We start from the raw sequence: 12,144 nt of genomic DNA on the forward strand, positions 1-12,144 counted from the left end.
TCACTTTGCGAATAAGGAAAATGGCATGAAAAAAATGTTACAAAACCTTCTCTTGGGTGGCTTCATTCTTGGAGCAATATCCACAACAGCTATGGCTGCACCTCAGCCCGTTGATTTGTCTTCATGGAAGGCAAATGGTAACGGTAACTGGGTATTACAGTCGGGTAATAATGCTGTTCAACAAGGAATCAACGGTACTCCAACCGTCTTTCACAACAATAAAAATAGCCAGGGCACGGCATTATCAGGTCAGATAACAGTAAAGACGACTGCTGATGATGATTATATCGGGTTTGTCTTGGGTTATAACAATAACGATCTAACCAACTCATCTGCTGATTATTTACTCATCGACTGGAAACAAGGAGATCAAACCTATTACGGTGCTGGTCAAAAAGGACTGGCCATCTCACAGGTCAGGGACGTATTGGGTGATAACTCTGGTGCTTGGTCTCATGATCCAAGCAAAAATGTGACCGAATTAGCCCGTGCAACTAACTTGGGCGATACAGGTTGGCTAGATAATACAACATATGACTTTGATATTACCTTTACATCCTCTTTAGTTGAAGTCTTTGTCAATGGTATAAAAGAGTTAAGTATTACTGGTGCATTCAGTAATGGGTCTTTCGGTTTTTATAACTACAGCCAGCAAAGTGTGCTTTATGCTGGAATTGAAGAAGTTGATGTACCATCTGCAGTTCCTGTTCCTGGTGCATTATTAATGTTTGCTCCTGCTCTATTAGGATTTATCGGCCTGCGCCGTAAAGCGAAATAATATCCAGCAATAAAAAAGCCGTGGTCCTGTACCACGGCTTTTTCACAATACTCAATATCTTGTCAGATAATTGAAGTGTCTCAGAAAAGTTTAAATTTCCCGAGCTAGAGCACGTTTTTTCTACGTAGACCAAGGAACCCTAACAGGGCTGGGGCTAAAAGAAAAAATGCTGCAGGAACAGGGACTTCAGAAACTGATTGCAGTGATACGTCATATTTAAAGACGTTTCGATTACCATTCAGCAAATTAACAGAGGCAACTGTGCCTGCGTAAATCAAACCTGTAAACCTGAAATCACCTGAAATATCAAACAACTGAACTGGATCAACCCCATTATCAAAAGAAATGGTGGCTTCTGTCAGCGCAGCTACAGGATTAAATGACCACTCAATAATGGTAGAGGTATCTTCTGTTGTAGTCACATCGTAAGTTGAACTCCATGGCTCGTCACCGTTAGTGACGGTACCACTACCTAACACCGTGCTTCCTGTATCTACTGAGGTGGTCTGAGTGGCATTAGTTGACCCTGTTGGATTGATGGTGAGTGTCGCAGCATTAGCTGACACTGTGGCAAATAAAGCAATTGCAAATAGCATCGCTTGTTTCATATCATAAACTCCTTGATTTGTTACAAAGCAATGCAGCCCAGCCATCTCGTTCTTCATCAAGATCTGTAGCTTTCCGTCCTCGCCTCGCGACGAGTTTGGCTATGACAGCCCATCACGAACGTGTTGAGCCGAACATACCCGCTATGAATGTAAATCAATACCTTCTTAACGGGTACCAACAACAAATAGTTTGTTGTTGCTTCTACCCTAACATTGATAGATCTCAAGTTAAAGGGTGCGCATTTCAGCTTTTCTACTTAAAGATCCGTTTGTTTGTATCAATTATGACTATCAGTGTTGCTGACTTTCAATCAATATCAACTTTCTTTGATTGTCGGACTGAAGCCAGAGCAGCACAAATAGCAGCACAATTATTTCTTGCATCTGTCATCGTGAGTTTGGGAGCCTTATTTTGCAGTATGCACTCAGAGAAGTGCTCTATTTCCAGATTGAAATGATTGGCCTTTGGAATAGAGACGTTTTGCTCTTCCTCATCATTCCACCAGCTAATTGTGGCCTCTTCCGTTTCCGGTTGCCAAACGGTATGACATTTAATACCGCCTTTAGTCCCGATGATTTCATACTCGCTGCGTCTGGCATGCTCAAAACTCATTTCAAAATGAGCAAACTTACCATCCGTAAAATCAAATACACCACTCAAGCTGACATCCGCTCCACTGTCATTGAGCTTGGCCATCGCCATGGCTGCAACAGGCTCGCTATCAAACCATAGTCTTGCTGTATGAATAGCATAAGGACCAATATCCCACATGGCGCCACCACCATCGTTGATATCGCGATTGATCCTATACAGTCGAGCGGGTTTCATTGGAAAGGCAAACGCCGTTTTCACCGTGCGAACATCACCAATCTTGCCATCATCAATCAACTGTTTTACATAATCATGTTGGGGATGAAAGATATACATAAAGCCCTCCATCACCGTGACATTGTTTGCTTTCGCAGCTGCTTCAATCGCATCAATATCCGCCACCGTTAGTGCCATCGGTTTTTCAATCAACACGTGTTTACCGTGGTTTATGGCTTTCAAAGCCCATTCCGCATGCTCTTCATTCGACATGGGTAAATAGATAGCATCGATCTGAGAGTGAGAAAGCAGTGCTTCAGGATCGTCCAAAGTCTCTACCTCAGTTTGATCTGGCGCTAGTTTTTGCAAAACTTCTGCTGCAGCACCAGGACGACGACTAGCAATGGCGAGCAATTTCGCATTAGCTGCTTCAACAATAGCGGGCAGTAATTTTTCGTTTACACGAGCAGCACCTAAAATTCCCCAGCGTAATTGTTTTTCAGCCATGTGTTTATATCCTTTTGATTCGAGTAAGTCACTAACATCATATCGACTCACCTTCACAATTCCAAACTCATAAAACCTCATGTTTCATAGTGTTTTTATCTCATAGCGATTGTCTTATGCTAGTTAACCTGTAAATAAAAATAATGGATTAAGGAGCAAGTATGACAATCAAAGTTGGACAGAAAATTCCCGCGGCGACACTCTCAGAATGTGTAGACTTTTCAGCCAGCAGTGGCTGCCCTGTTAACCCTCAACCACAAAATGTGCAATCACTCACAGAAGGCAAAACCATCGTTCTTTTTGGTGTGCCTGGTGCATTTACTCCGCTTTGCTCTGAGGAGCATTTACCCGGTTTTATACGACTGGCAGATGACATCAAAGCAGCAGGGGCAGATGGAATCTGGTGTATGGCCGTTAATGATGCCTTTGTCATGGGAGCATGGGGCAGACAAGTCAACAATGAAGGTAAAGTTAGAATGATGGCTGATGGTAGTGCTGAACTGACCAAGGCTATGGGCTTAGACCGTGACTTAACGGCAGGTGGCATGGGCGTACGCTGCTATCGTTTTGCCTGCATCCTGAAAGATGGCGAAGTGACATATATTGGTGTTGAAGGCTCAGGTGAGTTTGGTAAATCCAAAGCAGAAACCATTCTGGAAGAACTCAAAAAAGGCTAATTTCTTAAACTCTGAGGACATGGGGGAGCTCAACTCCTCCATGTACCATCATGTCATCACGCCAATGAAAAATAGTTTTAACGCCAGTGTTCTTCTACTTCGCTTTCTCCACCAATAAAAATAGCGGAGGCGATATCACTAAAAATTCCGTGCTCAACAATGCCGGGAATCGTATCTAAAATCATCGTCAATTCTAGACTATCCATATCCTTAAACTGCATATCCAGCACCAGACTACCACTTGCCGTGACAGCAACATTATCACCTGATGCATTTAGCCTGAGCTGCCCTTCTCCGCCCTGATGTTTCAGCTGGGTTAACACTAAACGCCATGCTTGCGGCATCACTTCAACTGGAATAGGAAAACTATCTCCAATATGCTCAACCAGTTTTGATTCATCTACTAATACAAAGAACTGATCAGCCGCAGAGGCCAATAACTTTTCATTCACCAAATCCTGACCGCGCCCTTTCAATAAGGTGAGATCCGGCGTGACCTCATCTGCGCCATCAACATAGATATCCAGTGAATCAAGATCCGCTATCGATACGACAGGTAAACCCGCCTCACGTGCTTTGACTGCACTGATAGCAGAGCTACTGACAGTTTGAATATTTAATTTTTCGGTTTTACAACGCTTAGCCAGCGCCTCAATGAAAAAGTTAGCTGTCGAACCGGTTCCTAAGCCAACTACCATATTCTGCTCAACCAGATTTGCGGCATGCAGTGCCACTCTTTGTTTAGGATTAATAGCCATAGACAAACTCCTTATGCCATCATAAATAATCATCAGCTTACATAGCCAGCACGTATAAAAAAACGGACAATCCTTGTGGTTGATGGTTCTTCGGTAAATTCCGTGCCCAAATACAAAGCAGAAACTTGATGCCTTTCTCTATAGCTCATATCCTTAACGGCAACACTTTACTCGTTTTTCTCAAATCACATTAAGGAAAAATAATGGCACAACTTGACTCCATTGTTGAACATATCGAATCAACTATCCACCAGAGTCTTCAGCCATACCAATTGAGCAGCATTGGTGGCGGTTGTATCAATAGCGCCTATCAACTGAAGACTAACCAACTCACTTATTTCATAAAACTCAACCAACCTTCTTTGTCTTTGATGTTCGAAGCGGAAGCGCTTGGCCTACAAGAAATGGCGGCCACAAAAAGTGTGCGCGTTCCCAGCGTCATATGCCAAGGGACCACTCATGAACACAGCTATTTAGTGTTGGAATATATTTCTCTCAAAGGCTTAAGAGGTAATAGCAATATTGCGTTAGGGGAACAGTTAGCGCACATGCATAAAGTCAAGCAACCCTATTTTGGTTGGCAGATGGATAACACTATAGGCAGTACCCCTCAAATCAATGACCAAACACACGACTGGCTGACATTCTGGCGAGAGCAACGCCTTGGGCAGCAACTCAAGTTTGCTGCACAAAATGGTTATTCTGGTCGGTTACAGTCCAGAGGAGAAAAACTGATGGATGAGCTGGATAAACTGCTCGAAAACCATCAGCCCCACCCATCCCTACTACACGGAGATTTATGGGGGGGGAATGCGGCAGCAGATGAAAACGGGCAGCCCGTTATTTATGACCCTGCCTGTTATTACGGCGATCGTGAAACGGATTTAGCGATGACAGAGCTATTCGGTGGATTTGGCCGAGACTTTTTTGCCGCTTACAATGCTATCTATCCTGTAGATTCAGGCTATTCAACGCGCAAAACCTTATATAACCTTTACCATATTCTCAATCATCTTAACTTATTCGGGGGTGGTTATATGGGTCAGGCTGAGTCAATGATTGACCAATTGCTTTCAGAAATATAACGGCTGATTATATTGGTGTTAATAGATTTAATCTCATTTTTATAGTTAATAGTGAAATAAAAGAAATCAACAATGAATCAAATAAAAGTACTGTTTGTCTGCATGGGCAATATTTGTCGTTCACCTACAGCTGAGGGTGTGTTTACCAAATTAACCGAAGATATGGGCACACGCGAACGTTTCCTCATTGATTCTGCTGGCACCCATGCTTATCACGTTGGCGAAGAACCTGATAGCCGTGCTCAACAGACCGCAAAACAGCGTGGTATCGATTTATCTTACATCCGTGCCCGTAAATTCAGCCAAGCTGATTTTGAAGAGTTTGATTACATACTGGCAATGGATACCAGTAATTACGAAATTTTAATCAACGCTTGTCCTGATGCATACAAACACAAAGTCAAAATGTTTCTGGACTATGCGCCGCAACGTGAAGAAAGCGATGTACCGGATCCCTATTACGGTGGGCAAAATGGCTTTAATCATGTGTTTGATCTTGTTGCAGACGCCTCTAAAGGATTTCATGATAGCGTCGTTAACTGATATCTATTTGTTCAGCTTAAATTCCGGCGTATTATTGCCCGGTCTCGTCATTCATAAGGAATATTGTCGTGAAATCAATTCTTCAGGGACGCCCATGGCTCCTGTTTAGTTTCGCCGCTCTGTTAGCTCAGCCTTACCCCGCCATGGCTGCAGAAAATGCGAAATTACTGGATTTAACCACTCATTGGGTCGGTTATGTCTCAATCTTGTTGTTTGTGGTGGCCTATGCTTTGGTTATTCTTGAAGAAGAAATCCATATGCGCAAGTCTAAGCCTGTCATGGTCGCGGCTGGCGTGATATGGGGCTTGATTGCACTCATTTATGCACAACAACCAGACTCTGAATATCACCACACTGCAGGGCTGATGATTCGACACAACCTAGAAGAGTATGGTGAGTTGCTTTTGTTCTTACTAGCGGCGATGACTTATATCAACACTATGGGAGAACGAGGCGTATTCAATAGTCTACGAGCCTGGTTAATCAATAAAGGCTTTTCGCTGCGCAGTATTTTTTGGATCACAGGGTTATTCGCCTTCTTTATATCCCCCGTAGCGGATAACTTAACCACGGCATTATTGATGGCCACCGTTGTAATGGCGGTTGGCGGCACGAATGTCAAGTTTGTGTCTCTGGCGTGTATTAATATTGTTGTTGCCGCAAACGCAGGTGGTGCGTTTAGTCCATTTGGCGACATCACCACATTGATGGTGTGGCAAAAAGGGGTCGTAGAATTTCAAGAATTCTTTAAATTGTTTGTTCCATCTGTTGTGAACTGGTTTGTTCCTGCACTTTTAATGTCAGTAGCCATTAAGAATGGACAACCCCAAGCAAACTCAGACCAAGCAGAACTCAAAGAAGGCGCTTTTGTTGTGGTTGGCTTATTTTTAGTCACTATCGCCATGGCTGTGTCTGCCCATAATTTCCTGCATTTACCACCTGTCATTGGCATGATGACTGGACTAGGCTTATTAAAGCTCTACGGTTACACCTTAAAAATGCGTGATAAAAAAACATTTATCAACACAACATCTGATGAAGAAGGATTACCAGGGGTTAAAGTTGAAGGATTAGATCGACGCAAACCGTTCAATATATTTCAACAGGTTGAGCGTGCAGAATGGGACACATTGATGTTTTTCTACGGCATTATTTTGTGTGTAGGTGGACTTGGCACCATTGGTTATCTCAACCTGGGTTCGCAGCTGATGTACGGAGACTTGGGCCCAACAACCGCTAACATTCTAGTCGGTATTGTGTCAGCCATTGTCGATAATATTCCTGTGATGTTTGCTGTGCTTTCAATGAATCCGGACATGAGCCAGGGACAATGGTTATTAGTCACGCTGACAGCGGGTGTCGGTGGTTCTTTACTATCGATTGGCTCAGCAGCGGGTGTCGCTGTGATGGGGCAAGCGCGAGGCATTTACACTTTCTTCTCACACATCAAATGGATCTGGGCGATTGCCCTTGGTTATGCAGCCAGCATCTATGTTCATCTCTGGCTGAATAGTGCCATGTTTTAATAAAACAAAACACATCTTCTCAATAAAAAAGGCGGTCATAAAACCGCCTTTTTTATCAGTCATATAAGCGTAATAACATTTCCGCGACACAGGCGGGTCGTTTGCTGTTTTCCACCTCAATTGTCACTTCACGAACTAATTCAAGCCCTCTTCTAAGCGGTGTTACAGCAATAATCCGAGTCCGAGCACGAATACGTTTTCCAACCCTCACCGGCGCAGGAAAAACGACTTTATTCATCCCGTAATTCACCAACATTCTGGCTTCAGGATAATCATTCTTTTCGGGGTTAACTGTATCCGTTAATTTTGGAATCAGAGACAGTGTCAAAAACCCATGTGCAATGGTTGTTTTAAATGGAGACTCATTTTCAGCTTTGACAGGATCGGTGTGAATCCACTGATGATCGCCGGTTGCTTGAGCAAATTGATCAATACAGGCTTGATCCACCAAGAACCACTCCCCCACGAAATTTTCAACGCCTAGATCAGCTGCAATGCGTTGATGTAAAGCAGCAAACTTATCACTGAGTTTTATAACAGGTTCTGATTCGTGAGCAATGGTTTCTTCACTGTCATGGAAAAAGTGAAAATATTGCGTCCATGGCAGAGAAAAATTGCGAATATCAGAGACTTTTTTATTGATCGTCTCAGGCCAGCTTCTCAGGGTAGTCTCTACGCGACTTTTTATTTCTGAGTTGATCGATTCGAGCTTCTCTTGGCCCTGTTTAAATGACTCTACCAGCCGCATAGTTGATCCTTTTTTTCAAACTTGAACGCCGAATTTTTGACTTATTCCCTAGTCATTAGTTTTTGTGCATATAGTGTGCCATAGCATGTGACGTGTCGTTGGGCAGATCACATTCTGATTTGTTACACGCTTGAGATAGCACAAAAAGCCCTCAGCGGTTACAATCTTCTGTTTCCATATCGATAACAGACACACCATGCTCTATAGCACAGACGACCTACGAATCACGGGGATTCAAGAAGTCATCCCCCCGGCGCAACTTCATGAAGAATTGCCGATTACTGATCAAGCATCTGAAACGGTTTTTAATGCGCGGAAAGCGACGCAGGATATTCTGCATAAACGCGATGATCGCTTAACAGTTATTGTAGGTCCGTGTTCTATTCATGATCCTCTTGCTGCTCGAGAGTATGCCACAAGACTGCAACCATTAATTGAAGAACTTCAAGATGATTTGCAAATTATTATGCGGGTGTACTTTGAAAAACCACGGTCTGTGGTTGGCTGGAAAGGATTAATCAACGATCCCTATCTGGACGGCAGCTTTAAAATCAATGATGGACTACACATTGCCCGTAAACTACTGCTTGATTTGGCTGAAATGGGCGTGCCTTCTGCTACTGAATACCTGGACTTAATCAGTCCACAATATATTGCAGATCTGGTGTCTTGGGGAGCAATCGGCGCCAGAACAACAGAGAGTCAAGCGCACCGTGAACTGGCTTCAGGTTTATCCTGTCCTGTTGGCTTCAAAAACGCAACAGATGGAGGCGTTCAAATCGCTGTCGATGCATGTCTGTCAGCCTCTAAACCTCATCATTTCATGTCTTTGACTAAAGCAGGACGCTCGGCTATTTTCTCCACCACGGGCAACCCTGATTGTCACATCATCTTACGTGGTGGACGTGAGCCCAACTTTGATAGTGACAGCATCAATTCTGCGGCAGACGTTATAACCCGTTCCGGTCAAGATGTCAGAATCATGATTGATTGCAGCCACGCCAATAGTGGAAAAAACCACATCCAGCAAGAAACCGTTTGTCGCGAAGTCGCAGCCCAGATTGCGACAGGTGAAAATCGTATTATCGGCCTCATGTTGGAAAGTAACCTGATTGCTGGTCGTCAGAATGCAGAGTCTGGAAAAGAGTTAGTTTATGGTCAAAGTATTACCGATGCTTGTATGGCCTGGGACAATACTGAAAATTTATTAAGAGAACTGGCTGAAGCTGTACAGCAACGCCGACAAAAATAAACATCACTGACGTCAAATCCTCCGTCTCCAGATAACGGATAAGTAGCTCACAAATAAAGCATTAATATCACTCTAACAGCTTCGATATTAATGCTTTTTAAGCTATAATTACTGATTACCGTTTACAGCAGAATTGATTCCGTGCTGAAATGACAACTAATTCCTGAGAAAATCAGTAGGTTATTAAATGGCAGATTATGCCCTCATACTTATAAGTACGATACTGGTCAATAACATTGTCTTGGTCAAATTCCTGGGGCTGTGCCCTTTTATGGGTGTGTCTCGTAAATTGGAAACAGCCATGGGGATGGCTCTGGCGACCACCTTTGTCTTAACGCTGTCTTCTATCAGCAGTTATTTGATCAATGAATATTTGCTGGCCCCTTTTGGTATTGAGTTTCTTCGCACTATCAGTTTCATCTTTGTAATTGCTGTAGTTGTGCAATTCACAGAAATGGTCGTTCACAAAACCAGTCCACTGCTCTATCAGGTATTAGGCATTTTCTTACCCCTCATTACTACCAACTGTGCGGTACTGGGTGTTGCTCTGCTAAATGTACAAGAAAAACATGGCTTTATTGAGTCAGCACTGTATGGCTTTGGTGCTGCTCTGGGTTTCTCAATGGTATTGATTATTTTCGCTGGCATGCGTGAACGTCTTGCTGCAGCCGATGTACCTGTTCCATTTCAAGGTGCTGCAATCGGCCTGATTACTGCCGGCCTGATGTCAATGGCCTTTATGGGCTTCACCGGACTAGTGAAAGGATAAGCCCATGTTGACAGCGGTTATTGCTTTAACGCTTCTGGCGTTAGTTCTCGGTTTGCTATTAGGATTTGCTTCCGTCAAGTTCAAAGTTGAAGGCGATCCTATCGTCGATCAGATCGATAAAATTCTTCCTCAAACACAATGCGGTCAATGTAGTTTTGCAGGTTGCCGTCCTTACGCTGAAGCTATTGCAGCAGGTGAAGTTGATATAAACCGTTGCCCTCCTGGCGGCGAATCAACCATTCAAGCACTGGCGGACTTGCTCGATGTTGAACCTAAACCACTCGATGAAGAGTGCGGTGTTGAAAAACCCAAAATGCTTGCAGTCATCGATGAACAACGTTGTATCGGCTGCACTTTGTGTATTCAGGCTTGCCCTGTCGACGCAATCCTGGGTGCGGCAAAACATATGCACACAGTTATTGCTGATGAATGCACAGGCTGTGAACTCTGCTTAGAACCTTGTCCGGTAGATTGTATTGATATGGTTGAAATGGCACCTAATCCAAACACCTGGCGCTGGCCAGATCCTTCTCACGTCCAGCTAGAACGTGGAGAAAGAACATGACAAAAACATTAGGCTCATTTCCAGGTGGACTCAAGTTGCCCGGTCATAAGAAGCGGTCAACTCAAACTCCCATACGGAAAACACCACTCGCAAAACGGCTGATTCTACCGCTGCAACAACATATTGGTAGTGCAGCTATTCCTATTGTTGAAGTGGGTGATAAGGTACTTAAGGGACAACGAGTTGCTCGTGCGGATGGCCATGTTTCAGTCTGCCTGCACGCCCCCAGTTCAGGTACCATTGCCGCCATTAATGAGCAGCCTATTCCCCATCCATCCGGTCTGACAGCGCCGTGCATCACTATCGAAACCGATGGTGAAGATCGCTGGATTGAGCGTGAACCCGTAAAAGACTATCGTTCACTTTCGACTCATGAAATTCGTCAAATCGTACGCGATGCAGGTATCGTTGGCCTCGGAGGCGCGGGTTTCCCAAGCTTCATCAAATTGAACCCCGGCGTTCATCACACTGTTGAAACACTTTTGCTAAATGGTGCTGAGTGTGAACCTTACATCAGCTGTGATGACATGCTCATGCGCGAACGTGCTGACGGCATATTGGATGGTATTGAAATCATGCAGTACGCACTTCGGGCTCGTGAAGTTATTGTGGCAATTGAAGATAACAAACCGCAAGCCATTTCAGCTATGGAGTTGGCACTTGCTTCTCGTCCTGGTATGCATAATACACGCTTGGTTGTTGTCCCCACTCGTTACCCAACGGGTGGTGAAAAACAACTTATACAGGTTGTGACGGGTAAAGAAGTGCCAAGTGATGGCTTGCCGATTGATTTGGGTATTGTGAGTCACAATATGGGCACAGCCTATGCAGTGGGCCGTGCCATTTTTCATGGGGAACCGTTAATCTCCAGAATCGTTACGGTGACCGGAAAAGACGTGACACATGCAGGCAACTTTGAAACCCTTTTTGGCACACCCATCTCAGAATTATTAGCGTACGCAGAAACTCAGCGCGAACCTGATGAAGCCTTCATTCTTGGTGGCCCCATGATGGGCTTTAACCTGTCTGGCGATAACTTACCTGTGACAAAAACAGCAAACTGTATTCTCGCCGGTGTGGAAGATGCCGCCCCAGCACAGGAACCTTTGCCATGCATCCGTTGTGGCGACTGTGCAAGTGCCTGCCCTGCCAGTTTATTACCGCAACAACTTTACTGGCATTCACGGGCTAAAGATTTTGATCAAACTCGAGATTACAACTTATTCGATTGTATTGAATGTGGTTGTTGTGATTATGTCTGCCCAAGCAAAATTCCGTTAGTTTCCTATTTCCGCTTTGCTAAAACGGAAATTATGAACCAAGAACGTGAACGTAAGAAATCAGATCTCGCTCGCGACCGTTTCGAAACACGTCAGGCACGTTTAGAACGGGAACAGCGCGAAAAAGAAGAGCGTCAGCGTCAGCGTAAAGCAGCCTTAGCAGCCTCTAAAGCCAAAAAAGAACAACAAGAAAAAGCTGCCGTGACAGCCGAAGCGGATAGTAAGGAAACGGAGTAAATA

Annotated in this window: 13 protein-coding genes and 1 riboswitch; of the genes, 9 read left to right on the top strand and 4 right to left on the bottom strand. The window is 44.2% G+C overall.

Features of this window, described 5'->3' with window-relative positions; genetic code table 11:
- Positions 1-25 precede the first annotated feature (25 nt).
- The gene (locus tag B3V56_RS00395) at positions 26-778 is read left to right on the top strand and encodes a PEP-CTERM sorting domain-containing protein (protein ID WP_289282562.1); all 753 of its coding nucleotides are present in this window, start codon (positions 26-28) and stop codon (positions 776-778) included.
- Between the two features lie 104 nt (positions 779-882).
- Here the strand turns inward: B3V56_RS00395 and B3V56_RS00400 are convergent, their stop codons facing one another.
- Both B3V56_RS00400 and B3V56_RS00405 read right to left on the bottom strand, forming a co-directional pair.
- Entirely contained in the window at positions 883-1,386 is a 504-nt protein-coding gene (locus tag B3V56_RS00400; RefSeq protein WP_289243415.1) for a hypothetical protein, read from the bottom strand.
- Positions 1,387-1,414: 28 nt separating this feature from the next.
- A riboswitch (cyclic di-GMP riboswitch) is annotated at positions 1,415-1,496 on the bottom strand.
- Positions 1,497-1,693: 197 nt separating this feature from the next.
- A complete protein-coding gene (locus B3V56_RS00405) occupies positions 1,694-2,701 on the bottom strand; it encodes a Gfo/Idh/MocA family protein (RefSeq protein WP_289283842.1) in 1,008 nt (335 codons plus the stop codon).
- Between the two features lie 161 nt (positions 2,702-2,862).
- Here B3V56_RS00405 and B3V56_RS00410 point away from each other — a divergent pair, with 161 nt between their 5' ends.
- Positions 2,863-3,378: a peroxiredoxin gene (locus B3V56_RS00410; protein WP_289282564.1), complete on the top strand. Its 516-nt coding sequence runs from the start codon at positions 2,863-2,865 to the stop codon at positions 3,376-3,378.
- 77 nt (positions 3,379-3,455) lie between these two features.
- On the opposite strand, the gene rpiA is transcribed toward B3V56_RS00410, so the two are convergent.
- On the bottom strand, positions 3,456-4,136 hold the full coding sequence (gene rpiA, locus B3V56_RS00415) for a ribose-5-phosphate isomerase RpiA (RefSeq protein WP_289282565.1): 681 nt from the start codon (positions 4,134-4,136) through the stop codon (positions 3,456-3,458).
- Between the two features lie 203 nt (positions 4,137-4,339).
- Between rpiA and B3V56_RS00420 the strand changes: the two genes are divergently transcribed.
- From B3V56_RS00420 to nhaD, 3 genes are all read left to right on the top strand, one after another.
- Positions 4,340-5,221: a fructosamine kinase family protein gene (locus B3V56_RS00420; protein ID WP_289282566.1), complete on the top strand. Its 882-nt coding sequence runs from the start codon at positions 4,340-4,342 to the stop codon at positions 5,219-5,221.
- Between the two features lie 72 nt (positions 5,222-5,293).
- A complete protein-coding gene (locus B3V56_RS00425; RefSeq protein ID WP_289282567.1) occupies positions 5,294-5,764 on the top strand; it encodes a low molecular weight protein-tyrosine-phosphatase in 471 nt (156 codons plus the stop codon).
- Positions 5,765-5,832: 68 nt separating this feature from the next.
- Positions 5,833-7,290 (top strand): sodium:proton antiporter NhaD, encoded by a 1,458-nt coding sequence (gene nhaD, locus B3V56_RS00430; protein ID WP_414673367.1) that lies wholly within the window; start codon positions 5,833-5,835, stop codon positions 7,288-7,290.
- Positions 7,291-7,345: 55 nt separating this feature from the next.
- Here nhaD and B3V56_RS00435 read toward each other — a convergent pair whose 3' ends face one another.
- A complete protein-coding gene (locus B3V56_RS00435) occupies positions 7,346-8,038 on the bottom strand; it encodes a MaoC family dehydratase (RefSeq protein ID WP_289283229.1) in 693 nt (230 codons plus the stop codon).
- 196 nt (positions 8,039-8,234) lie between these two features.
- Here B3V56_RS00435 and B3V56_RS00440 point away from each other — a divergent pair, with 196 nt between their 5' ends.
- The 4 genes from B3V56_RS00440 to rsxC all read left to right on the top strand — a co-directional run bounded on the left by B3V56_RS00440 (position 8,235) and on the right by rsxC (position 12,141).
- Entirely contained in the window at positions 8,235-9,290 is a 1,056-nt protein-coding gene (locus tag B3V56_RS00440) for a 3-deoxy-7-phosphoheptulonate synthase (protein ID WP_289283843.1), read from the top strand.
- A 187-nt stretch (positions 9,291-9,477) separates the two neighbouring features.
- The gene (rsxA, locus tag B3V56_RS00445; protein ID WP_040576593.1) at positions 9,478-10,059 is read left to right on the top strand and encodes an electron transport complex subunit RsxA; all 582 of its coding nucleotides are present in this window, start codon (positions 9,478-9,480) and stop codon (positions 10,057-10,059) included.
- Between the two features lie 4 nt (positions 10,060-10,063).
- Entirely contained in the window at positions 10,064-10,624 is a 561-nt protein-coding gene (gene rsxB, locus B3V56_RS00450) for an electron transport complex subunit RsxB (RefSeq protein ID WP_289283231.1), read from the top strand.
- Positions 10,621-12,141 (top strand): electron transport complex subunit RsxC, encoded by a 1,521-nt coding sequence (gene rsxC, locus B3V56_RS00455; protein ID WP_289283232.1) that lies wholly within the window; start codon positions 10,621-10,623, stop codon positions 12,139-12,141. Before rsxB ends, rsxC begins: the two co-directional genes overlap by 4 nt.
- Positions 12,142-12,144 lie beyond the last annotated feature (3 nt).

The organism is Methylophaga sp. UBA2513, from assembly GCF_002341285.1.
Taxonomy (GTDB): domain Bacteria; phylum Pseudomonadota; class Gammaproteobacteria; order Nitrosococcales; family Methylophagaceae; genus Methylophaga; species Methylophaga marina.